Genomic DNA, 24,634 nt, shown 5'->3' with positions numbered 1-24,634 from the left:
AAGTGTCATGATGAGTACTGTTGGTGTTGTATATGGAGTTATTCTTTCTTCTATTTTTGTTTCTTTCACTATAGGGGTAGCGCGTTACATTCATAAGTGGAAAGAAGGGATTGCAAAGTTAAATCATATTGAAGAAGAAGCAAGTGATTTCATGTTACATCACGGGAAATAAAGTTCAATTAATTATCAGTAGGGGCCTTTTTCTACCGATGGAAAGCTCTCACCAATCGGGCTTTTACGGACAATTATCCTTTGCTTATCTTCTTAGCTGTATGGGTCTTACTGCCCGTTAATGCTGGATAAAATAGTATCTTTAATCTACTGATAATGGAATGTTTTTTAGAATAATTAAAAGTTTATAATTTTATTATGTAAACAAGAAGTGTGGTGTTAGAAATATGAACATCACACTTCTTGTTATATAATGTATTTTATTGATACATTACCAAAATTATACATTAGTATATAATTCCCTCCATCATAATTGAAGAAGTTATTATATACTAATGAAAAATGCAAAGGGGATAGGGGAATGACGAATATTTATTTTGTACGTCACGCACATTCTACATATACACCGGATGAGAGAGAAAGGCCGCTATCTGAAAAAGGTTGGCAAGCGGCAGAAAGAGTGACAAAGATATTACAAAATGAATCCATAGATGTTGTGATTGCTAGTCCATATAAGAGAGCCATTCAAACGGTAGAAGGAATTGCAAATCATTTTCGATTATCAATTGAGTTAGAGGAAGATTTAAGAGAGCGTTTATTAAGTTCACAGCCTGTCGAAAATTTTGAGCAATCCATTACGAAAGTATGGGAGGATCCTACTTTTCATTTTGAAGGTGGAGAGTCTAACATTACCGCTCAGCGGCGCGGCGTTGCCTGCATGATGAAAATCTTGCAGAAATATGAAGGAGAAAATATTGTAATAGGAACACATGGGAACATTATGGTCCTTATTATGAATTATTTTGATTCCCAATATGATTTTTCGTTTTGGAAGGAGCTTCATATGCCTGACATATATAAGCTGACATTTGTAGAAAATCAGTTTGTTCAAGCGAATCGATTTTGGAAAGAGGATATTGTAAAAAATGTGTGAAGATTGACGAAAAGAGCAGGAGATTATGTAATAGTTATAGAAATCAATGGCGGAAGTGAAAAAGTTTTTTAATAAAAGGAGGCTGTTCATATGTTCGAGAAAAACAATCGATTTTCATCCATGCCAGGAGAAGTTGTAGAAGTTCATAATGTATATGAGATTTTACCACCTGATGGAACAATTATTGGTATGGCGACACCAGAGGAAATGGAAATCGCTGCAGAACTAGAACTAAAGCATTACGCTTTTTCACGTTTAATGGAAGCTAATATTCAATTAGATGGTGCCTCCTACAAAGGGATGTTAGAAGAATTCGAAGATTACGAAAGAAGATCGATGGCTTTCTGGCGGGCATTGCATGAGCGTTTATCTGTGCCATGGGCATGGGTGTTACGTGTTGATGTTGCAAACGGCCCTATTCATGTAAGCAATGGAAACTTGTTTTATGATGTAGAAGAGTTAGAAGAAGACTTTGAATAAGAAGAAAAGGAAAGCAGTATAGACACTGCTTTCCTTTTTCTATAAGTGTTGTATACTATCCAATTGTAAAGGGAACAAAACATACCGGTTTGAATCACAACAGTTTGTGTGCCTTGTCCTGTTATCAGTACTTCAACTTTTTTCCCGAAAACATCTACATGTGTAATCAAAATAAAGCCCCCTTAAGTTTGAAAAAACCTTTGACATACCAATAATATCCCCCAAACTCCTACACCAAATAGAATAGAAGTGCTAAGTGAAAATGAGTTGTGAAGGCCCAAATATACAATGAATAATAGCAAGGCCGATGCAGGAAATCCATATAATACTCCTAGTGCAAAACTACTTAATTCTTCTCGAGATCCCCCTTCGACAGAAATCCAAAATAGACTGAGCAAACTGATTAATGGAAGGGCGGCAATGAAGCCACCAAGTGTACTATAGTGCTTAGCGATTTCTGTAACTCCTCCAATAATAAGTGCAGAAACAATCACTTTAATGAGAAAAGACATCGTGAGCCTCCTTCGCTAATAATTCAAATGCGGATTGAATTAGCTCTTTTTCTTCTTTAGATAACTTCTCTCCTATTTGTTTTAGTTTCGCCTCATCGAGCAGCGTATGTGCAGCTAATGCTTGTTGTCCTATTTTTGTTAGTTTTACAATTACAACTCGTTCATCTTGCTTACTGCGTTCTTTTACTACAAATTCTTTCTGAATTAACCGTTTAATATGTTCAGAAGCTGTGTTATGAGAGAGATGTAGTTTTGCGGCGATATTACTAATGGTTTGCGCTTCTTTTCGAGAAATCATTTGTAAAATACGAATGGCTTGATGAGATAAATTTTCTTCGTATTCATGACGGAGGTAAAAATATATCGTTTCCCAATGTTTATTTAATGTTAGCATGATAACAACTCCTTTTTTATATCGTACAATACGATATAATCGCTTGTGAAGATACAAATGGTTAAATTTATTCAATTTTTCTGTAAAAAAGTATCTTTTTTTTAGTAGATAATATAAGCTTATCTTAAAATCACAATGAAACGAGGGATGAGGATGGAAGCTGTACATACCTTTAAATGGACTGGTGATGAAAAAGCGTATTTAAATAAGATTCATTTAGAAAAGCTAGGTCCTCTTTCTATCGGATTATATGGTGGAAATACAGAAGCTGGTGCAAGCAAAAATGAAGATGCTGTGCTTGCTTGGTGTGATCCACATGGAACATGGGAATTCGTTATGATTTTTGATGCAAAATGTACGATCGAACGAGCAAAGTTTATTATAGATATAATTTGTAAAAGAAAAGAGAAGTTACTACAGCTTTTCACTTATCCATCTCATCTCGTTTTTCATCATACGCATATGTATTTATTATCGCTCTTTACAGATGAAAAAATTATTGAAGAAAGTGAACGAATACAAGAACAAACAGCATGCCTTATTTGTCTTCGGAAAGGGAAGTTTCTGTATTGGTTGTCAGTAGGGGAATGTTTTGTCTACTTATTTCATCCAAGACTATTCCAATGTGACCAGGGGCGCTTGAATAAACAGCGATGTTATGAACGGATTGGCAGAAAGAATATTTTTTCCGCAGCAACCCCTTGTTTTACTTCTGGGGTTCGTGAATTACAAGAGGGAACCAATCATATTGTGATGACAACAGATGGGATCATTGAATGTGGTGAACGGATATTTGAAGATGATTATGTATTATATCAATCGTTGTATTCAGATGATACCCTTCATGTTGGACATGTACTGGAAAAGATAGAGGTTTGGAAAGGAACAGATAGTGCTACAATTATAGGTTGGTCTGTTGATATAGGACATATGGATTGTATCTGTGAGCAGGATTAAAGCAGATATCATAAAAAATAGAAGTGACATGTAAAACATACAGTGCAGAAGGAAATAAATTCTTTTGTGCTGTATGTTTTATTTCATTACTTAAATAATATTGTTAATTTGAGCTATAAAACAAGGAAACACTTATTTATGGAGTTCCCTTATTCCATTAAAGCTCACTTTAGTTGAATTAAATTAGTTCTTTTAACCGTTTTATTGCAGAGTGAACTGTTAGTCTATGAAATGAAACTAAGTTATTCTTGTAGATGACTCCATAGATACCATAAGGAGTAGGTGAAAGTCTCAATAATTCTTCTCTGTTTTTTATGTCAATAATTTCTGCATTAATACCCAATTTGTTTGCTGCCTTAACAACATTATTGGTTGATACATCTACAAATGGACACTGCTGGGTACGGAGAATTGTTAAATCTTTAAAAAGTTTAAGTCGCTCATCCCAATCTTTTGGAAAATATGGGTCAGGTGAATGGCCAAATTTGTTAACAAGTAACTCAAAACCATAAGGTGCATGATCTAGTTCTCTAAAATTGTTCTTTATAAAAACGTCCTTACTGGGCGTCCAAGAAGTGTTTGGATTTGTAATCACAATAACTCCATCTTTATTTTGTTCCTTAGCATCTTGAATACTTTTATGAATCAATTTTGAGGCATACCCTTTTCCCGTAATGTTTACCCATAAGCAATGGATAACTAAGTAATTTTCGCCATATACAACTCTTGAAGAATATTCAATAGGTGTATATTCAATAAACCCTGCTAGTTTGTTATTCTCCATTATTTTTATATACTTTAACCCTTCATTGAACCTTCTCATAAGCCATTTGTTTTTATTTATGTAACCTGCTGAAGATGGCTTGCTACGAAGGCAATAACACCCCTCATCATCTATATTCTCTTCGTCTAACTCTACCAGCTCAATTTGTTCCAATATATTTCTCCCCCCACAATTTTTCAATATTCGTATTTACCTATTCTATTTTTTAAGGAAATGATAGATATTTACTATTTGGTAAATTGTTACAATTTGAGTTTATCATAGGTTGCTTCCGTTGAAAACAGAAAGCTTTCACAAAGTTAATGGAGGGCTTCATCTCTCACCTATCTTCTTCGCTTCTCTCTGAATCTTGAGGTGGAAGTCTTATTGCCCGCGAATAGCGAGATAAAAAAATCTTAAAAGTTGTCATGAGATCTTTTTTTGCGCATATATATGTATAATGTGGCCACAAAGCGGGAGTATACTCTCACTTCCTAAAAATCTATTTTAAAACATATAAAGGTTATTATAGGGAAATTGCCGAAAGGAGTTTTGAAAAAAGAATGAGTTATGGTCTCCGTTATGCTGTAGAAAAAAGGAAAAAACAATTGATTGAGAAGCTAATTGATGTAGGTGTATATAAAGTATTAAATAAACAGTTGTATGAATTATCACTAGATGAATTAGAAAAAGAATATAATGACATCTTAAAATATGAAAATGTGCGTGCGTAGGTTATTACCTTAAGATTCAGAGGAATTGAGGAATATGGTTAACCACTAGTGGGAGACGAAGAAAATTTCCGTTTATCCCCCACCGATTGGTTCAACTAACCATCGGTAGGGGATGGAGAAACCCTCCACTGATGGAAGTTTCACTTTATAAAAATCCCCTTTCACAGTACTTACTGAGAAAGGGGATTTTGTTTAAGATGCAGTCGTAAATGAAGGGATAGGGTCATGGAACATATCCCAGTCTTCATACATTTCTTTTTCAGTTAATAAACAGTGGTCTAAAGATTGTTCTATTTCTTCTTTATTCATATCAATACCGATAAAGACTAATTCGGTGATTCGGTCTCCGTATGTGTCATCCCAACGGTTTAAAATGTCTGGGTCTTCTGAAATAATTTGTTGCTGTTCCTCTTTTGAAGTAGATGCAACCCACTCGCCAGCTCCTTGAATCGTAATAGATGAACCTGCTTGAGAGAGAAGTCCGATGATATTGTTGCGAGAAGAAAGCCAGAAGAAGCCCTTCGCTCTCACGACGTCAAGTGGCCAGTTTTCAAGCCATTTCATCAATCTCTCAGGCTGGAATGGGCGCTTACGGCGGTATACAAATGATGAAATGTTATACTCGTCTGTCTCAGGTGTGTGTTCGCTATTTAATTCTTTGATCCATCCAGCTGCTTGACTTGCTTTTTCATAGTCAAATAGATTCGTATTTAAGATTGAGTATAACGGCACTTGCGAATAAACTGCTTCAATAATACGAGCTTCTGGATTTAACCTTTGTAATAGTTTGTGAAGTTCTGTAATATCATCCTGCTCTAGCATATCTGTTTTGTTTAAAATAATTACATTTGCAAATTCAATTTGATCAATGAGTAAATCTATCACTTCGCGTGTATCTGTCTCATCAATTGCTTCTTGGCGATCTAATAAACTTTCACCGGAAGCATAATCATCCCAGAAGCGATTCGCATCTACGACAGTAACCATTGTATCTAAACGACATGTATTTGATAAGTTGATTGCTAATTCTTCGTCCATATATGTGAATGTTTGTGCAACTGGAATAGGCTCACTAATACCTGAAGATTCGATGACAATATAATCAATATCTCCAGATTCAACGAGACGATTCACTTCTATAATTAAATCTTCACGTAATGTACAACAAATACATCCATTTTGAATTTCAACGAGTTTTTCCTCTGTTCTAGAAAAACCACCTTGTTTGACAAGTGCAGCATCAATGTTAATTTCGCTCATGTCATTAACAATGACAGCTACTTTCATTCCATCACGATTTGTAAGTATATGATTTAGTAATGTTGTTTTTCCAGATCCTAAGTAACCGCTTAATACTGTAACAGGAATTTTTTTCATAAAAAGACTCTCCTTTTTAAATCGTAATAATTACGTTTTATTTCTTGTTATATCTTAAAAGATGAAAAAGGAAATTGCAATAGTAAATCATAATGATTACGATTTAAGAATAAAATATAGTAAGTGTGTTGTGGATGAAACATGTCATAGAAAAAGAGGACAAGCATATGTTTACAATAAAGAGGAGCTTCTATCGGAAAGTATTTTATCCCGCTCTAACGGGCAGTAAAATCTTAATTTCAAGATTCTGAGAAAGCAAAGAAGCTAGATGGAGGTTAACGGCCCATAAGAGCCCGATTGGTGAGAGCTTTCCATCAGTGGGGGATGAAGAAAGCCCCACTGATGGAAGTTTCACTTTATTGCTAGTTGAACATGAGCTAAAAATATAAAGGAGGAGATTGTGATGACACTTGCACGGATTTCTAGAGAAATTATGGGTACAATGTTAATCGCACTATTTGTGTTCTTATTATTTTTTGTTGATTTTACAAATGTATCATCGTTGCAAGCACTGATCCCTAAAACGTGGATGAATGTAAATACAATTTTTTTAAGTATTTTTTTTGAAGCTGTTCCATTCATATTAATTGGTGTATTCATTTCAGCGGTTATTCAAGTATTCGTGACAGAAGACGTGATAAAGAAAGTGTTGCCTAAACATCCTATTGTTGCCATGTTTCCAGCAGCATTTGTTGGTGTATTATTTCCGATGTGTGAATGTGTAATTATTCCAATTATAAGAAGACTGATTCAAAAAGGATTACCTCTTCATGTAGGAATGGTAATTCTTGTTACCGCCCCTATATTAAATCCGGTTGTATTTTTTTCAACATTCTATGCGTTTCGCATGAACCCTACAATTGTATACGCTCGTTTTGGACTCGCTTTTCTTGTCGCTATATGTATTGGAGGTATTGTTTATTACTTATATCGTGACAAGAATGTATTGAAAGAAAGCGGTGTGATAAGTGAACATAAACATTCGAAGAGAAGCTGGCAGGAGGTTGCTTCGCATGCAGCAGATGAGTTTTTTAGTACAGGAAAATATTTGTTAATTGGTGCATTTTTAGCTAGTTTATTTCAAACATTTTTAGATCGTCATCTTCTTGCCGAATTAGCGAACAGTAATCTCATTTCTCCACTTGTTATGATGGCCCTTGGTTATGTTTTATCTCTTTGTTCTGCAGCAGATGCATTTATTGCAGCATCATTTGGTCACATTTTTTCAACAAAAGCTCTTCTCGCTTTTTTAGTGTTCGGACCAATGGTAGATTTGAAAAATACTGTTATGCTATTTGCATATTTTCAAAAGAAGTTTGTGTTTCTGTTTATGGGGATTGTGACGATTAGTGTATATGTTATCGTTCAACTTACCATGAAATAGGGGGCGGAGAAGGTGGAAGAGCAGGAGAAAAAAGGATTTCATATTTATATTCGCGGCATTATATTGATTGGATTTGCGATGCTATTATTCAAACTGCTTATTACGGGGCATATTGATAACTTTATTGCACCGCGTATGGTGAAACTTACCTATATAGCAACAATTGCGTCTTTACTACTTGGTTGTTTACAAGTGTGGCGAAGTGGAAATGAAAAGTCAAAGGCATGTCATTGCTGTGAGGGACATGTGCTCCCCAAAACGAAAATAGGAACTTGCTTCTTTTATGGATTATTTCTTATACCTATTATCAGTGCCTTTTTATTTTCGAGTGTATCACTTGACGGAAGTGTTGCCGCCAAGCGTGGAATGAATCAAAGTACACAAACGAAGCCACAAAAAGAAAATGACGATTGGAAGAGATTATTAGTAGATGGAGAGGAACCGCAAACTGCTAATGTACCAAGTTCTCAAGTAAGTTCTCAAGTAAGTTCTCAAGTAAGTTCTCAAGTAAGTTCTCAAGCACCATCCGAAGACCTAGAAAAGAACTTGTTAGAAAAGAAAAGCATACAAATAAATGATAAAAACTATATGGATGCTATGGATATTATTAGTCGTGATGTTATTGGATTTAAAGGGAAAGAAATTAATTTTTCTGGGTTTGTATACCGTGATACAGACGTGAAAGGAGCGCAAGTTGTAGTTGCACGTTACGGTATTACGTGTTGCATAGCAGATGCTACCGTTTATGGAATGATTGTTTCCGGTGAAGGAGTTACAAAATTACAAAATGAAACGTGGGTTACGATTACTGGAACATTAGATGAGACAACCTATAGAGGAGCTTTATTTCCACTTGTAAAAGCAAATAAAGTAGAAAAAATAGAAGCTCCGAAGCAACCGTATGTATACGAGAATTTAATACCGTAAACAAAAAGATGAGCCCGTAACTGAGCTCATCTTAATTTGTATATCAGATTAAAAGTTCTTCACAATTAACTTCACAGTTTATCCCGTTACTTTAAGGGCAGTAAGACCCCCACCCCAAGGCTCTGAGAAACAAAAAAGATAGGTGGGAGATAACTGCTGGCATGTGCCCGATTGGTAAGAGCTTTCCATCAGTGGGGGATGAAGAAAGCCCCATTGATGGAAGTTTCACTTTCATTCAATCACATAATGGATTTTTAACTTTCACATAAAAATAGGCATGTGCTTCTCCCATCATACGCATAAGAGTTAAGGCCTTATAATCTACTTTATCTGCAAAAAAGACAGCATAGTCAGATATTGCATGCTCTTTATTGCTAGAATCTCTTTGTAAATCCATAAAAATATTGTGCAAGACTCGTTTTACAATATTCCATAGCAATTGTTCATTTAGCTGATAGAATTGGCTAATATGTAAAAATAATTCTCCAAAGTGATTTTGCATGACAGAATAAAACACTTTATTACGCATACTTTTTTCATTATCCACCAAAATTCTTGATTTATGATGAAACATGTTTATATCAAATCCTGCATTTTGTAAACGACCACGATGAACTCGAATACCTTCCCAATCGCGTACAAGTAGTCGGTCTGGTGTGCCATCTTTTTTAAATACAGGTACTGTGTTTTGTAGATGGCCTTCTAAACCAATACCGTATTTAACCATGAGCGGAATAAAGCCGGTAAGAGCGTTTGTTACATATTTTTCAATAAACAGAACAATTGCATCGTGTAATGGTAGGTCATGACTATCTTTATACAATTCAATTAGTTCTGCTATAACTGGTCTATTTGCGCCGTTTACAGAAGCGACAAGGGCAGAACCAACAATGGCCCATTCATCATGTTTTACATAAGTATGAATATTGTCGCGAATGACACAAGCGAGATTTTCACTTCGCAATGTTTGTGTTTCTTCGTCTATGTCATTTGGATGAAGAAAATGAGCGCCGGCTCGCTCCATAATTGGAACAAAGCGAGTTTCGTCAATCATCGTCTCCGTAGTAACAATTTGTTTTAAAATATTGCTCATAAGTGGTCCATTATGAATGGTTTGTTCAGATAACGTCCGCACTTCTCCTGTTAAATGAATATTTGTTGTTAGTTTATAATGCGGTCTAATCGTTTCATATTGTGCAGGGAAGATTGTACGAAATGACATGCCCGCTAAATAATTCGCTTCATAATCGAATAAAATGATGATTTGTTTTTCGAGTTCATCATTGAAAATTTCACGTAACGTATGGGTAGCTTGCCATGGATGAATTGGTAATAGAATGTAGTCATCTATTTTATCGCCAAGTTTTATTTCTGCTTCTACTTGGAGTACAGGTTCAAAAGAAAACAATAATGCATTCCAATTTTGTTCTTCCATAAAAGCAGCACTTATATAATCTTGATGTACGGCTACAAATCGTAATGGAATTGTATTTTTAAACTCTGCTGAATACGCAATGGTTTCTTCTGGACTTAAACCTTTTCGCATTTTGGCACCAGGGTGACAAGGATGACCTTCTATAACAAGCTGTTCAAAAAAGGTATAGGAATCTTGTGCGTGGGAAGCAGCTTGTAGTGTTGAAGAATTTTCAGTTTGTTCATGAAAAGTATAAGCAAGAGCTAAATTGGCAGCGCTATTAGTGACATCATCTTCAAACATATGAAAATAGGAATGTGATCCTTGCCAATCTTCATGTAGTAGTAATGTCAATACCTCATTCGGATGTATAATTTCTTTTGCGCTAGATGGTGATACGAAAATATACGGCCCGCATATAACCGGTCGTTCAAAAGCATATATGTGTTGAATTGGTATAAGTAGATATGCATTTTGCCCCTTGAAATATAGTCCCTGTATCATTGTAATTTCATCAAATAGATGAATATGAGTGTTTATATAGTCTAGTAAATAGTCTGGACAACGATGTTCTGAAAATGCCGCGAATACCCCTTCGTGTTTCCGAAGTTCGATTCCAGTTTCTGTCATGTTACATATGTTTTCACGTATGAAGGACGATAGTAATCGTTCAAGTATACCAGCTCGTCCTTTTCGAATCATTTGTTGATAGTTTTTATGTAGTGGTGCGTGATGTTGTTGTAAAAAAGAAAGCAAGCTTTGTTCCTCTAATTCTAACGTTTGAATTTTATTGAGATGCATAGAAACCACCTTTCTCAAGTTTTTAATCTTTACAAAAAAATAAGAATATTTTATATTGTTAACGTGATGACATTGATAATCAATCTCAATTATAAAAGATGCATTTAAAAATGCAACAAAAAAAATTCGAGGTGGTTCGTATTCGTAAACTCTTTTTTAGTAGTTCATTTTTCTTATTTATGGGCAATTGGCTTGGAATGACTGCAATCAATTGGTACGTCTATGATTTGTATCATAGTGCTACATATTTAGGATGGATAAACTTTGTACGGCTCATTCCAATTGCATTGTTTAGTGTATATGCAGGGAAGCTTTGTGATCTGTATCCGCGTATTAAGTTAATGAAGTCATATTCATTCTGGGGGCTAGTAGTTACAACGTTACTTGCTATTTATGTTGTGTTTGTTACTCCTTCGTTTTTTATTTTTATTCTTTTTTCATTTGTAAGAGGAGTCATTAGTGCATTAGAAACACCAAATCGAAATACGCTTCTTTCGGATATTGATACGAATAATCAAATTAGTAAATTGATATCTATGAATTCGTTTGTGATGAATGCTTGTCGTTCGACAGGTCCTGCAGTAGCTGGATTTTTAATTGCAGGAGGACATATTGAACTTACATTTATGATGCAGGCAGCTTGTTCACTTATTGCATTCATCCTCGTATTACCAATGAAAGATAAAACGATGAAAAAACGAAAAGAAAAGAAAAAAGCAAGCTGGGAACAAATTGTTCAATATTTCTCCCATGATCATAGGGGAAGAAATATTTTTATGACATCAATGATTACAATGGCTTTTGGCTTTTCGTATACATCCGTATTACCTGTACTTGTTTCTCATCAATTTACTGGAAAAGCAGAAGTATTTGGTATTGCGATGTCTTCGGCGGCAATTGGGGCCATTATAGCAACTATTATTCTTCCTAGAATATTAGAGTATATTTCAGAAATTAAGATTTATTACATGAGTTTAGTTTTGTTTTCTATTAGTATAGTGCTCCTCATTATTAGTAATACATTTGTGTTTTTTATACTATTATTCTCTATCGGCCTTTTTGGACAGTTGTTACGTTCTAGTAACCGTGTGTATTTTCAAAACAATGTTCGTGAAGAGGAACGAGGACTCATGCTTAGTGTTGTATTAATGGATCGAGGTATGATTCCACTCGGTTCAATTGTAGTAAGTTATGCCATTGAATACGTGGGGATTTCTGAAACATTTGTGATGATGGGTATTTTATGTATGATCCCATTGGCATTTCAGTATATAAAAGTGAAACAACGAAAAGGGAAGGTGAAGAATTTTGTCCATTCAAAGTAAACAGGCTAATCGAGTACAAGCAGAATATCGTATTTTAAATCGTTTTTGTAATGCGCTAATTCGTGAAAAAAATTTATTAGAAAGCTGTGCGGTGCTAAAACATGATGATGGTATTGAAATTATAGATTGTATGAATGAAGCAGAATTATTATTAGAAGTGCAACAAGAAGGGGCATTTGAACGGTACGAATTTGCTTTTCCACTTCGGTTTAAAGTAAGAGGGCATGTGAGATGGATTGAGTCATTACAAATGTTTTTTGAAGAAGTAGCACCATTCTTTCAGCTTCATGTTTCAGATTCCTTGCAGAAAGAGTTACAGAACAGTGTAGAGAACTTAGAATTAGCTTATGAAGTATGGGAACAAAAACAAGAATGGGCAAAACAGCAGCTTGAAACAAATTTGATGTTTTTTGCAAAATACAAACCAAATAATCTATGCCAATTCCTTGAAGAACTAAAAAAATGTATGTCGTTTGACGAATTATTATATACAGAGTCATTCGTAATCGAAGGGCATCCACTGCATCCTTCCACAAAAACAAAACTTGGTTTATCAAAAGAAGAAGTAAAGCGTTATGCTCCTGAATTTGAGCAAGTTGTTCCGTTATATGTAGTGCTTGTTCATAAAGATGTAACAGTAGTTACAGGAGATAGCTTTGAAAAACCTTTATTATATAAAAATTTACCAGGTTTATATGAAACAGTTTCTGGCCTATTAGTAAACAGAAGAAATAGAATAGAAGACTATTATCCATTTCTTGTTCATCCATGGCAATATGAGCACGTACTAATAGAGGAGTATGGGAAAGATTTAGAGGAAGGGCGTATTATTCCGATTCCATATCAGCTTTCGTCCAGAGCAACGCTTTCATTTCGAACAATGAATCTATTAGAGCTACCATATCATGTGAAGCTTCCAGTACGGGTACAAGCAACAAGTGCAGTTAGGACGGTATCACCAGAAATAACTGTAAATGGGCCAATTCTTTCTACGCTATTTGATAAGATTTATGCAAAAGAGAACGAGCTATCACAATCAGTAATTGTCGTTCGTGAACGAGTTGGAGCTACTTTTACAAAAAATAATGACTTTCATTTAGGAAGAAATCTAGCATTTATTTTACGAGAGAGTCCAAATGTATATAGGCAAGAGGGAGAGTTACTATGGGTTGGAGCTAGTCTAACAGCAAGCAATCCATTAAAAGAAGGAGAGCCTATTATTGTTGATATGATGCGTACATATTTCAGGATGGAAACTATCGGTAAAAAAGAGGTGTTTCACTATGTCGCTCATTACACTGAGAAAGTCATGGTTCCTTTACTGCAGCTAGTTTTACAATATGGAATTGCTTTAGAAGGACATATGCAAAACTCTATTATTGTTACAAAAGGCGGTGAGGTCCAACGTATTTTTGTACGTGATTTAGGAGGAGTGAGAATTCATAAGAAAACATTAGCGGAGGTAGTTGATATTGCTGAGGTTAAAGAAGCAGTCGTATTTACAGATGATATGAATGAGGTTTATAACAAGTTTATTCATTCGGTACTCCAAAACCATTTTGGGGATGTATTATTTACGTTAGCTCAATCGATAGATGACGTACAGGAAAAAGAGTTATGGAGAATTGTTGCTGCTATTGTTGCAGATTACATGGTAGATGCAACCGAAGAACAAAAGGCAGCTATATTTGCAAGGCAAATTGAAACGAAAGCATTGTTCTCAATGAGAATACAAGATCAAGCAAAATCTTATTTATATACAAGTTTTCAAAATCCACTTTGTATGTAATAGGAGGAACGAACATGCTGCCTATCATGAAAGTAAACCTTTCAAAATTGAAGTATAATGCCATGATAATGAAACGATTATGCGAGCGTTCAAATATTATATGTTTTCCTGTAACAAAAGGAGTCGGCGCTGCAGAAGAAGTGATTGAAACGCTTCAAGAGGCAGGGTATACAAAATTTGCTGATTCCAGATTACAGCATCTTTATAAACTTCGTTCTATTGTTGGAAAAGAAGCTGAGCTCTTATTAATTCGTGCACCAGCTTTGTCAGAAGTAGAAGAAACGGTTCTTTGGACAGATATTAGCTTGAATTCTGAACTATGTATCATAGAAGCATTAGGAAGAGCAGCGAGAAGATACGGAACAACGCACCGCGTGATTCTAATGGTTGATTTAGGTGATCTTCGAGAAGGAATGATGCCATATGAAGTGGTGGAAGCAGCGCAGAGAGTATCGAATATACCAGGAATTATACTCGATGGTATTGGAGCAAACTTTACTTGTTTTAGCGGTGTTATTCCAACTGAACATTCTTTACAAGAATTAACGCAATTAGCAAAAGTAGTAGAGAAGGAAATTGGAAAACAGCTTCGGCTTATCTCAGGTGGTAACTCAAGTTCGTTACCACTTATCATGCAAAGAAAACAGATTGGACGTGTTAACTCTTTACGGATCGGAGAAGCTATTTTTCTTGGGAAAGAAACAGCGTATGGAAAAAATATTTCTTTTATGTACCAAGATGTATTTTCAATTGAAGCAGAAATCATTGAAATAAAAAGAAAGCCGTCTATGCCAAAAGGCGTTATTGGAAAAGATGCATTTGGTCAAGTTCCGTATTTTGAAGATAAAGGGGAGCGACTACGAGCGATTGTTGCAGTAGGAAGGCAGGATCTTGATATTAGTGGTTTACGGCCTTTCGATAGGAATATTGAAATTCTTGGTGGAAGTAGTGACCATTTAATTGTTGATATAACTGATAGTACACCGCACCGCATAGGGGATAAAATGACATTTGTTCCGGCGTACAGTGCATTGCAAAGCGGTATGGTTTCTTCACTTGTACGAAAAGAATATGTATATGATGATGTACTGCAAAAAGCGCTTATCTTATAAAGTAAAGAAAATCAGTGGAGGTTTCGTCCTTCACTGATTTTTTTTCGCTTTTCACTGACTCTTGAGGTGAAGGGCTTATTGCCAATTGTCTTTAAATTTCGAGATGAAAATGGTTAGAACGGGAGAATGTGTGAATCATTGTTACGAATATTTTTTCAATAAATGGTAGACAATTTTTAAAATTATGCTATTATTTTAAATGATAATGATTATCAATATTATTTAAGTGGGGGATTACATAATGAAAGGAAAAAAACTTAGTACTGTACTTATAGCTATGTCAATAACGGTGGGAGCACTTGCCGGCTGCAGTGGGGAAGCAAAAGAAACAGTTAAGAAAGAAGAGAAAGCGGAAGCAAAAAATCAAACAGGGTCAGTGAAAATTAAACATGAATGGGGAGAAACAGAGTTAAAAGAAACACGGAAAAATATAGTAACTCTTGACTTTTCATTTATTGATACATTAACGGATCTAGGTGTTACACCAGTTGGGAATGCGGGAGTAGGAAAAACGAAAATTCCAGAATATTTGCAAGATAAAGTATCAAAAGTAACAGATGTTGGGGAGCGAAAGGCTCCGAATTTGGAAGTCATTTCATCTGTGAAACCGGACTTAATTATTGCAAGTAAGGATCGCCACAATATGATTCAAAAAGAATTACAAGATATAGCACCAACAATTGCGTTCGATGATAACAGTTATGAAGAAATAATAAAAAATATGGATACGATTGCAAAAGCAGTTGGAAAAGAAGAAGAAGCGAAAAAAATTAAAACAGAATTACAAGATAAAATTTCAAAAGCAAAAGAGAAAGTAAAAGGAAATCCAAACGTACTTGTAATCGGAGCTTTTGATGATGAGTTTTCTGTATGGATTAAAGATTCCTTTATTGGTTCTTTAATGACAGACATTGGCGCTACATATGCATATGAAGGAGAAAAAGCAAAAACAGAGGGCAAGGCAGAAATTGCAAAAATTACGATGGAACGTCTAAATGAAATTAACCCGGATTATATTTTCTTATATGGTGAGAATGTAGAGAAGTTTAAAAATAATCCACTATACAATAACTTAAAAGCAGTGAAAGAAAAGCATGTAGTTGATGTTGATCGTAATCTCTGGGCACGCGGGCGTGGTCCGATTGCGGCAGATAAAATTTTAGATGAGGCGATTCCGGCATTAACAGGTCAGTCTTCTAAATAAGGAGTTGGAGACTTTGTATCATATACAAATTAGAAGCAGACGGGCACCAAGTCCGTATGCTTCTTCTACTTTGCAATTTATCTTCTTTTTTCTACTATTAGTAATGTTTGGAGCCCTCTCCGCATTATTTCGCGTAAAAGGATTATCATTTCATAACATATCAGAAGTATTTGCAATAGATACAAAAAATTTAATTTACTATACTGTTTGGCAAGTACGTGTGCCGCGTGTACTATTAGGAGCTCTACTTGGAGCAGCGTTAGCCGTAGCGGGATGTCTATTACAAGGGATTACACGGAATCCTTTATCAGATCCTGAAATTATGGGAGTAAATCAAGGGGCTTCTTGTTTTGTTGTGATTGCCCTTTTAGTGTTTGGAGAGAAGGATGCGACTTTCGTTATTTTACTAGCAGCTTTTCTTGGGGCCGCAGTAGGCGGCAGCGTTATTTATTCATTAGCGTTTCGCGGTGAATATACACCTTCACGTCTTGTGCTTGCGGGCATTGCAGTTAGTCTATTTCTTGGATCATTAACAACTGGAGCAATTTTATTATATGAAACGCAACTAACAGAAATTTTATATTGGATGGCTGGGAAGTTATCAGGAGCAAATTGGCTAGATATAAAAATGATGTTAGTATCGGCAGTTCCTGTTACAATCATTATTTTTTTTCTAGCAAATCAATTGAACATTTTATCTCTTGGTGAAGAGACTGCACGTGGACTTGGTATAAACGTTCTTCGTATTCGGCGAATATTTGCGTTTTTAATTGTTCTTCTTGTTGGTAGTGCGGTTGCGGTAGCGGGACCAATTGGGTTTATTGGACTCATCGTTCCGCATGTTGCGAGAAAACTGGTCGGTCAAGATTATCGAATTATTTTACCATTTTCAGCATTGCTCGGTGCAAACCTTCTTGTCATAGCAGATTTTGCAGCGCAGTGGGTTTCTTATCCAGCTGATACACCAGTTGGCGTTATAACTGCACTCTTAGGCACACCGTTCTTCATCTATTTAATGAGAAGAAAGCGAGGTGCTGTCAAATGAAGAAGTTTGGCCGATTTACGATTATTATGATAGTAGGGATTATATTGTTAATTGCAGTTGCTCTACTTAGTTTACGTCTTGGGGCTGTGCCAACACCAATTGCTGACATTATAGAAGGAATGATAACAGGGAAAGGTGTTGTAATAAAATATCGTTTACCACGTCTTGTCATAGCGATTTTAGTTGGAATTAACATGGCATTATCAGGGTCCATTTTACAAAGTGTTACACGTAATCCACTTGCTGCACCTGACATTATTGGGATTTCTGCTGGCGGAGGATTAGCAGCTGTTATGATGTTGCTTATGTTTCCAAATGTACCGCCAATTATGCTCCCTATTGCTGCATTTGTCGGGGCAATGCTTGCGAGTTTACTAGTATATGCTTTATCGTATCAAAAAGGAGGAGTGAGGCCGGAGCGTCTTGCACTATGCGGCGTTGCAATTTCTGCGGGTTTACATGCGCTCATTACGTTTATTATTGTGAAATTTGCACTTGATTCCTCACAAGCTCTCGTATGGTTAAAAGGAAGTTTATATGCAAGGTCTTGGCAACATGTTGAAATGCTATGGCCATGGACCTTGATTGGTGCGGTAATTATATTTATGAGTTATAAACAAATTAATCTTTTATTATTAAATGAAGAAATTGTTAAGGGTTTAGGAATGCGTATTGATGTTGTTCGTCTTGTGCTTATCGGTGTAGCAGTTGGTTTAGCGGCAAGCTCAGTAGCGGTAGCAGGTACAATTGGTTTTGTAGGACTTGTTATTTCGCATGCAGCACGGCTGCTTGTTGGCTCAGACAGTAGGTTGTTTTTGCCAGTGTCTGCATTGCTCGGGGCATTGCTTGTTACCGGTGCAGATATGGTAGGGAGAATTATTATTCCGCCAATTGAAATACCAGCTGGAATTATAACAGCACTTATTGGAGCACCGTATTTTATATATTTACTGGTAATTAGAAAAACAGCATAAATAAAAAATAAGGAGTGAACAAGATGACAAGTTTACATACAAAACAATTGGAGCTTACGTACGGAGATCAAACAATTATTAATCATCTTGATTTACATATTCCAGAAGGAAAAATTACAGCACTTGTTGGTCGAAATGGATGTGGAAAGTCAACGATTTTAAAATCATTAGCGCGGTTGCTGCAGCCAACAAAGGGGCATGTATACTTAGATGGAAAAACAATTCATACGATGCCAACAAAAGAAGTAGCAAAGAAATTAGCCATTTTACCACAATCTCCGACAGCACCGGAAGGGTTAACAGTAGAAGGACTTGTTTGGCATGGCCGTTATCCGCATCAACGATTACTTGGAAAACGAACAGAGAAAGATTATGAAATGGTTACTTGGGCGCTTGAAGTAACTGGAATGAATCAATTTATAGAACGTACACTAGATGAATTGTCAGGCGGACAGCGTCAACGTGTTTGGATTGCGATGGCGCTTGCGCAAAATACAGAGTTATTGCTATTAGATGAACCGACAACATATTTAGATATGGCCCATCAGTTAGAAATACTAGAGCTATTGAAAAAATTAAATGAAGAAGAAAATCGAACTGTCGTAATGGTTGTACATGATTTAAATCACGCGGCCAAATATGCACATCACCTTGTTGCGATTAAAGATGGAAATAAAGCAATGGAAGGCGCACCAAAAGATGTATTAAATGATGAGCTGTTTGAAACAGTGTTTGGTGTGAGAGCGCGTGTTATATATGATCCAGTTGCCATGACGTATATGTGTACACCGTATGCTTTACTCTCTGAGGAAAAAGAAAAACAAGAAGAAAGAATTGTTGGATAAAAAACTGTTGAGAATTGTTTCTCAACAGTTTTTTATCGGAAAATTGGCAAGGAAATTCCATTTCCAAAACGTGCAGGGCATAGCCTGGTTTAAGATAGAAGCTATAGAAAACAATCAATGACTTTCATCTTTAATGGTAATATTTATTATTTATTGATATTTTTAGTAAAATAAAAAAGAAGGTATTATATTCTAAGGGGATGAAAAAATGAAGTACAGAATGGAAAGAGATACATTAGGAGAAATGAAAGTTCCAGCTGATAAATTATGGGCAGCGCAAACGCAGCGAAGTAAGGAAAACTTTCCGATTGGTATAGAACGTATGCCTCTTGAGATTGTGCGGGCATTTGCAATTTTAAAGAAAGGTGCAGCGATTAGTAATCAAAAATTAGGAAAGTTATCAGAAGAAAAAGCAACTGCAATTGTAGCGGCGGCGGATGAAATTTTAGCAGGAAAATGGGATACACATTTTCCACTTGTTGTTTGGCAAACAGGAAGTGGTACACAGTCTAACATGAATGTGAATGAAGTAATCGCAAACCGCGGGAATCAAATTTTAAAAGAAAAAGGACTTGAGGGGCATATTCATCCAAATGATGATGTGAACATGTCCCAAAGTTCAAATGATACGTTTCCAACAGCACTTCACGTTGCTTGTGTTATTGCAGTAGAAGAACAAGTATTACCGGCAGTAGAAAAATTAAAAGAAACCCTAAAAGAAAAAATAAACGCATTTTCACATATTATTAAAATTGGTCGTACTCATTTACAGGATGCGACGCCGTTAACGTTAGGACAAGAAGTAAGCGGCTGGCATCGTATGCTTGAAAAAACAGAACGGATGATTATTGAAAGCAGTACATATATGAAAGAACTCGCAATTGGTGGTACTGCGGTTGGAACAGGGATTAATGCTCATCCGAAATTTGGTGATATGGTTGCAGGAGAAATTAGTAATTTTACAGGCAAACAATTTGTATCAGCGCCAAATAAATTTCATGCGTTAACAAGTCATGATGAAGTTGTCTATACGCACGGTGCCTTAAAAGCGTTAGCTGCTGACTTAATGAAGATTGCAAACGATGTACGTTGGCTTGCAAGTGGTCCGCGCAGTGGTCTTGGTGAAATTACGATTCCAGCAAACGAGCCAGGGAGCTCTATTATGCCAGGGAAAGTAAATCCAACACAAAGTGAAGCTTTAACGATGGTTGCAGCGCAAATAATGGGAAATGATGCAACAATTGGCTTTGCGGCAAGTCAAGGAAACTTCGAATTAAACGTCTTTAAACCGGTTATTGCGTATAACTTTTTGCAATCAGCTAGATTATTAGCAGATGCAATTGTTTCATTTAACGATCATTGTGCAGTAGGTATTGAAGCAAATGAAGAAATTATTGGGCAGCACTTAAATAACTCGTTAATGCTTGTAACAGCCTTAAACCCACATATCGGTTATGAAAATGCAGCGAAAATTGCGAAGCATGCACATAAAGAAGGATTAACATTGAAAGAGGCAGCAATGCAATCAGGATTATTAACAGAGGAACAATTTGATGAAATTGTAGATCCGAGGAAAATGATTGAGCCGAAGGAATGAATGAAATGCTCTATAAAGGATAGGATTCTCGCGAGGGGATCCTATTATTTTTTGTTTATCATGAGATCGAATAAGTACAAAAGTTCTCTTTTTTGTTAAAAAATACAAAATTACTTCATAAATTCCACACAATTGTTTGTTATCCTTCATGTAGGTCGACTTAATTAATAAGAAAAAGGGATTGCTATATGAAAATAACTCGAGTTTTTTTTCTCTTTTGTATACTGTTTTTGAGTTTGTCATTACATACTCACGCACAAGATACGCTACAATCTCAAATTAACGCTGCTCCTGAATATGGAATCGTAAAAATCCCAAATGGTATTTATAATGAAACAATCGTTCTTTCAAGGCCAATTACCTTGGAAGGAACGGGGGAGGTTACCGTTCGTTCTTGTAGTAAAGATCCTGCTATTACGATAAGAGGACAATCTGTCACATTGAAGCATATAAAGGTAGAACAATGCAGCAATGTGAAAGACACGGAAGCGATTCGTGTCACTGGTAAGAATCATAGGTTGCACAATCTGCGAATCTACACGAAGCAGTTTGGAATTAAATGTAACGAGGCCAGTGATACGGTTGTAGAAGATAGTTTTATTAGAGGAGATTCTAAAGGAAACGGAATCGATTTATGGGAATCAAATAATAATATGATTCAAGGAGTCGAGATTGATAGAGTAAGAGATGGCATTTATATAGAAAATAGTCATTTTAACCGAGTAACTCAAAATGTTATCAGAAATTCTCGTTATGGCGTACATATTATGTTTTCTAATCACATTACCGTACAGAATAACAAGTCTCATCACAATATTACAGGGGCTATGGTGATGGGAACAAAAGAAACAACAATTAAAAAGAATGACTTCAGTTTTAATAACCGTAATGTCAATGCACAGGGATTATTGCTGTACGATACAGAGAAAACAGAAGCGATTGATAATCGAATTTCTTATAATCGTGTTGGAATGTATGTGGAAAATGCGAATAACAACCGTATTTCAGATAATGAAGTAAACGGGAATTTTATTGGCATGCAATTTAAAAATGCGAATGAAAATAATGTGTCTGACAATGTCTTTATCGGAAATGTAAATGAGTCTCAAGCGATAAACAGCAATGGAAACAAAATTATACATAATTATTGGGACGCATCCTTGAAACTGGATACAAAGGGAAATGGTATGAGCAGCATACCATACAGAGCAGATCCATTTTTTCTAACACTAACAAATGAAGTCCCTGAATATCAGTTGTTTTTCCAAGCACCTGGTATGCTTGTACTCCAAACATTATTGAAAAGTCCTGAAAATCAAGTTTTAACTGATTATGAACCTGCGATGACAATTAGAGGTAAGAAGGTAGAAAACAATTCTTCATTTAAGATGCAAATCGGAATGATTAGTGTGAGTATGTTAGCAATAAGTATCACTTTATTTAAAATTGGGAGGAAAAAAAGATGAAATGGAAAGGTTTACTTATTACAATAGTTGCAGCTCTTTTATTGACAGTAGTTGGCTGCGGGAAAAAGGAAGTTAAGCCAGTAGCAATTGACGAGAAAACTGATAAATGTGCCAATTGTAATATGGCTGTGACGAAGGATCAATTCGGAACAGAAGTAATTCTTGAAAACGGTAAATCATTAAAATTTGATGATATTGGCTGTATGTACAAATGGATGGATAAAAACAAGAATGAAGAGTTGCAAGCAAAATTTGTACGTGATTACAATACAAAAGAGTGGGTTGAAGTAGAGAAAGCGACTTATGTTTATGACAAAGATATTAAAACACCGATGGCTTATAATGTGATTTCTTTTAAAGATAAAAAAGATGCGGAAAGCTTTATATCTAAAAATAAAGGTGAAGTGTTAGCTGCAAAAGATTTGGAAAAGCATGAATGGAAAAAGAACATGGATATGATGATGAAAATAAAAGAAGAGAATGGAAAGAAAAAGGATATGAATCATTCACATTAATAAAAAGGACAACCGTTCCGGTTGTCTTTTTTTACGGAAAGAGGGATTGTATGTGGCACATTTGGCAATCTGAGTGGCGGATCACGATAAGACAACGTTCATCTTATACATTTGTAATCCTATGGACGAGTGTTTTGTCTTTATTATTTTTACTAGAGCGAAATACACCTACAATAACAGGATACACAAATATGACAGGTACAATGGCGAATTTAGTGCTGTATATTATACCGTTATTTATGCTGATTATCAGTTCTTTTTCTGTTGCGAATGAAATGGAAAACGGACAGTGGCCGTTATTAAGTACGTATCCCGTTTCTAGTGTTGCTTACGTAATGGGAAAAGCATTCGGACAACTTACAGCGCAGCTCATTATTTTCACACTTAGTTATGGTATAAGTCTCATAATTGGCCTAATTAATGGAAGTGCGTTATCTATCAAATGGGTGCTGGCTCTTTATGTATTCTCAATAGTATTAATGCTTTTCTTCCTAATAATCGGTTTCGTGATAGGTTCTTTTGTCGTAACAAGATGGCAGGCACTAACGATATCTGTAGGGGTGTGGTTTTTCTTCATTATGATTTGGCCAACTGCGCTTATCGCTGTTCTTAGCTTTGTTCCGTATCCGATGATTGCTGTGCTTCTAAAAATAGCTTTGTTTATCAATCCAGCTGAATTGCTTCGCATCGTATTTGTTGTTCAATTAGGCGGTGGTGCAATATTTGGAGAAGCATACGATGCCCTAATCACTTTCTTACAATCCGGGGCGGCATGGGGAGTGCTCATTTTGTATACATTGCTGTACATGATTTTAGGATTTGCTCTCTCCGCATGGAAGCTAGAAAGGAGAAAAATGCAATGACACTTTTGCAAGTTTCAAAGGTTTCAAAGCAATATAAGACAAAACAAGCACTTTCTCACTTTTCAATTCAAGTAGATGGAGGAACATGCATCGTACTATGCGGCGGGAATGGTGCAGGAAAAAGTACACTTCTTCATATCTTGGCAGGTATTTCAATGCCGACAGAAGGGACAATTGTATTGAATGGTGTTACTCTTCATGAAAAGAGAAATGCCTACGTGTCGCAAATTGGATATATGCCGGATGACTTCCATGCACAGGAAATGATGACAGTGCAGGAGTTTCTTTCTTTTTATGGTGTGTTACGAAAGGCAAGTCAAAAACAAATAAAAGAGATTTTAGAAAAGATAGGTCTGGTTGAAAAAAGGAATGAACTTGTAAAACATTTATCGAAGGGCATGCGGCAACGCTTAGTATTTGGACAAGCGTTGTTAGGGAAACCGAAACTATTATTATTAGATGAACCAACAAATGGTTTGGATCCATTTTGGGTCAATGCATTCGTCGAGGTTTTACAGGACATCAAGAAGGAGGGGACAATTGTTATTTTTTCAACACATATGATGGATGTGGCAGCGGAGATAGGGGATTGTATTTTGTTTATGAAAGATGGGATTGTGACAAAGCGCATTGAACATAAAGGAAGTAAAGAGGAGAAAACACTGCACTTGTTACAATTGCACCGACAGGGATGAAACCGAAATAATTTTATACCACAGAAAAAAATAAAATCTTTTTGGTAAAATAAGGACATTTGAAGTAAGGTAAACATATTTATTTACAGAGTTGTGTATGTCCAATAAGTCGGAGTGGATGAGCGTTGTAGCGTTAGTTTTAGACAACTCCAACCAATCATTTCATTTAGACTATCTTCAATTATTCTTCGTCTTCCTATCTACAGTAGTTGTTTTCATTATGCTCAAGTTAATTGAGAAAAAAAGAAAAGTTTAATAACGATAATGAGAAATAGGACTAGCATGATAGCTAGTCCTATTTGTTGTTTTTTCGTGTGCAAATGTAAACAAAAATTGTATTTGTTTATCCAGCTACT

24 protein-coding genes are annotated in these 24,634 nt (G+C 35.8%); 19 read left to right on the top strand and 5 right to left on the bottom strand.

The window, feature by feature from the left end; genetic code table 11:
• The first annotated feature begins 10 nt into the window (after positions 1-10).
• The 3 genes from AB1279_RS15745 to AB1279_RS15735 all read left to right on the top strand — a co-directional run bounded on the left by AB1279_RS15745 (position 11) and on the right by AB1279_RS15735 (position 1,585).
• Complete coding sequence (locus AB1279_RS15745; protein ID WP_429761440.1) at positions 11-172, top strand: peptidase; 162 nt, start codon at positions 11-13, stop codon at positions 170-172.
• A gap of 360 nt (positions 173-532) precedes the next feature.
• On the top strand, positions 533-1,105 hold the full coding sequence (locus tag AB1279_RS15740) for a histidine phosphatase family protein (protein WP_429759795.1): 573 nt from the start codon (positions 533-535) through the stop codon (positions 1,103-1,105).
• 90 nt (positions 1,106-1,195) lie between these two features.
• The gene (locus tag AB1279_RS15735; RefSeq protein ID WP_429759794.1) at positions 1,196-1,585 is read left to right on the top strand and encodes a hypothetical protein; all 390 of its coding nucleotides are present in this window, start codon (positions 1,196-1,198) and stop codon (positions 1,583-1,585) included.
• Between the two features lie 182 nt (positions 1,586-1,767).
• Here AB1279_RS15735 and AB1279_RS15730 read toward each other — a convergent pair whose 3' ends face one another.
• Both AB1279_RS15730 and AB1279_RS15725 read right to left on the bottom strand, forming a co-directional pair.
• The gene (locus AB1279_RS15730) at positions 1,768-2,097 is read right to left on the bottom strand and encodes a DUF3147 family protein (RefSeq protein WP_429759793.1); all 330 of its coding nucleotides are present in this window, start codon (positions 2,095-2,097) and stop codon (positions 1,768-1,770) included.
• The gene (locus AB1279_RS15725) at positions 2,081-2,491 is read right to left on the bottom strand and encodes a MarR family winged helix-turn-helix transcriptional regulator (RefSeq protein ID WP_429759791.1); all 411 of its coding nucleotides are present in this window, start codon (positions 2,489-2,491) and stop codon (positions 2,081-2,083) included. The genes AB1279_RS15730 and AB1279_RS15725 overlap by 17 nt, the downstream gene beginning before the upstream one ends.
• A gap of 153 nt (positions 2,492-2,644) precedes the next feature.
• On the opposite strand from AB1279_RS15725, the gene AB1279_RS15720 reads away from it, so the two are divergent.
• Entirely contained in the window at positions 2,645-3,448 is an 804-nt protein-coding gene (locus tag AB1279_RS15720; protein WP_429759789.1) for a protein phosphatase 2C domain-containing protein, read from the top strand.
• A 178-nt stretch (positions 3,449-3,626) separates the two neighbouring features.
• On the opposite strand, the gene AB1279_RS15715 is transcribed toward AB1279_RS15720, so the two are convergent.
• On the bottom strand, positions 3,627-4,385 hold the full coding sequence (locus AB1279_RS15715) for a GNAT family N-acetyltransferase (RefSeq protein WP_429759788.1): 759 nt from the start codon (positions 4,383-4,385) through the stop codon (positions 3,627-3,629).
• Positions 4,386-4,774: 389 nt separating this feature from the next.
• Between AB1279_RS15715 and AB1279_RS15710 the strand changes: the two genes are divergently transcribed.
• Complete coding sequence (locus AB1279_RS15710; RefSeq protein ID WP_377881545.1) at positions 4,775-4,945, top strand: Fur-regulated basic protein FbpA; 171 nt, start codon at positions 4,775-4,777, stop codon at positions 4,943-4,945.
• 192 nt (positions 4,946-5,137) lie between these two features.
• Here AB1279_RS15710 and AB1279_RS15705 read toward each other — a convergent pair whose 3' ends face one another.
• A complete protein-coding gene (locus AB1279_RS15705) occupies positions 5,138-6,322 on the bottom strand; it encodes a GTP-binding protein (RefSeq protein WP_429759787.1) in 1,185 nt (394 codons plus the stop codon).
• 403 nt (positions 6,323-6,725) lie between these two features.
• On the opposite strand from AB1279_RS15705, the gene AB1279_RS15700 reads away from it, so the two are divergent.
• Positions 6,726-7,706, top strand: a complete 981-nt coding sequence (locus AB1279_RS15700; RefSeq protein WP_429759786.1) for a permease — start codon at positions 6,726-6,728, stop codon at positions 7,704-7,706.
• A 12-nt stretch (positions 7,707-7,718) separates the two neighbouring features.
• Positions 7,719-8,633, top strand: a complete 915-nt coding sequence (locus AB1279_RS15695; protein WP_429759784.1) for a TIGR03943 family putative permease subunit — start codon at positions 7,719-7,721, stop codon at positions 8,631-8,633.
• Positions 8,634-8,868: 235 nt separating this feature from the next.
• Here the strand turns inward: AB1279_RS15695 and AB1279_RS15690 are convergent, their stop codons facing one another.
• Positions 8,869-10,848, bottom strand: coding sequence for an IucA/IucC family protein (locus tag AB1279_RS15690; protein ID WP_429759782.1), 1,980 nt, complete (start codon positions 10,846-10,848; stop codon positions 8,869-8,871).
• 110 nt (positions 10,849-10,958) lie between these two features.
• Here AB1279_RS15690 and AB1279_RS15685 point away from each other — a divergent pair, with 110 nt between their 5' ends.
• From AB1279_RS15685 to AB1279_RS15630, 12 genes are all read left to right on the top strand, one after another.
• Positions 10,959-12,173 (top strand): MFS transporter, encoded by a 1,215-nt coding sequence (locus tag AB1279_RS15685; protein WP_429759780.1) that lies wholly within the window; start codon positions 10,959-10,961, stop codon positions 12,171-12,173.
• Positions 12,157-13,962: an IucA/IucC family protein gene (locus tag AB1279_RS15680; RefSeq protein WP_429759779.1), complete on the top strand. Its 1,806-nt coding sequence runs from the start codon at positions 12,157-12,159 to the stop codon at positions 13,960-13,962. The genes AB1279_RS15685 and AB1279_RS15680 overlap by 17 nt, the downstream gene beginning before the upstream one ends.
• Before the next feature lie 14 nt (positions 13,963-13,976).
• Positions 13,977-15,074: an alanine/ornithine racemase family PLP-dependent enzyme gene (locus tag AB1279_RS15675; protein ID WP_429759777.1), complete on the top strand. Its 1,098-nt coding sequence runs from the start codon at positions 13,977-13,979 to the stop codon at positions 15,072-15,074.
• Between the two features lie 241 nt (positions 15,075-15,315).
• Positions 15,316-16,278, top strand: coding sequence for an ABC transporter substrate-binding protein (locus AB1279_RS15670; protein ID WP_429759775.1), 963 nt, complete (start codon positions 15,316-15,318; stop codon positions 16,276-16,278).
• 13 nt (positions 16,279-16,291) lie between these two features.
• On the top strand, positions 16,292-17,323 hold the full coding sequence (locus tag AB1279_RS15665; RefSeq protein ID WP_429759774.1) for a FecCD family ABC transporter permease: 1,032 nt from the start codon (positions 16,292-16,294) through the stop codon (positions 17,321-17,323).
• Entirely contained in the window at positions 17,320-18,297 is a 978-nt protein-coding gene (locus AB1279_RS15660) for a FecCD family ABC transporter permease (RefSeq protein WP_429759773.1), read from the top strand. Before AB1279_RS15665 ends, AB1279_RS15660 begins: the two co-directional genes overlap by 4 nt.
• A gap of 23 nt (positions 18,298-18,320) precedes the next feature.
• Entirely contained in the window at positions 18,321-19,142 is an 822-nt protein-coding gene (locus AB1279_RS15655) for an ABC transporter ATP-binding protein (RefSeq protein ID WP_429759772.1), read from the top strand.
• A 208-nt stretch (positions 19,143-19,350) separates the two neighbouring features.
• Positions 19,351-20,739 carry a class II fumarate hydratase gene (gene fumC / locus AB1279_RS15650; protein WP_429759770.1) on the top strand — a complete coding sequence of 463 codons (1,389 nt, stop codon included), beginning with the start codon at positions 19,351-19,353 and terminating at the stop codon, positions 20,737-20,739.
• Between the two features lie 188 nt (positions 20,740-20,927).
• Positions 20,928-22,205, top strand: coding sequence for a right-handed parallel beta-helix repeat-containing protein (locus AB1279_RS15645; RefSeq protein ID WP_429759768.1), 1,278 nt, complete (start codon positions 20,928-20,930; stop codon positions 22,203-22,205).
• A complete protein-coding gene (locus AB1279_RS15640; RefSeq protein ID WP_429759767.1) occupies positions 22,202-22,720 on the top strand; it encodes a nitrous oxide reductase accessory protein NosL in 519 nt (172 codons plus the stop codon). The genes AB1279_RS15645 and AB1279_RS15640 overlap by 4 nt, the downstream gene beginning before the upstream one ends.
• 50 nt (positions 22,721-22,770) lie before the next feature.
• Positions 22,771-23,583 carry an ABC transporter permease gene (locus tag AB1279_RS15635; protein ID WP_429761439.1) on the top strand — a complete coding sequence of 271 codons (813 nt, stop codon included), beginning with the start codon at positions 22,771-22,773 and terminating at the stop codon, positions 23,581-23,583.
• Positions 23,580-24,278, top strand: coding sequence for an ABC transporter ATP-binding protein (locus AB1279_RS15630; RefSeq protein ID WP_429759765.1), 699 nt, complete (start codon positions 23,580-23,582; stop codon positions 24,276-24,278). Before AB1279_RS15635 ends, AB1279_RS15630 begins: the two co-directional genes overlap by 4 nt.
• Positions 24,279-24,634 lie beyond the last annotated feature (356 nt).

Origin of the sequence: Bacillus sp. S14(2024) (assembly GCF_050473785.1) — a bacterium.
Lineage (GTDB): Bacteria > Bacillota > Bacilli > Bacillales > Bacillaceae_G > Bacillus_A > Bacillus_A yunxiaonensis.
This window is presented reverse-complemented; position numbering and strand designations above follow the sequence as displayed.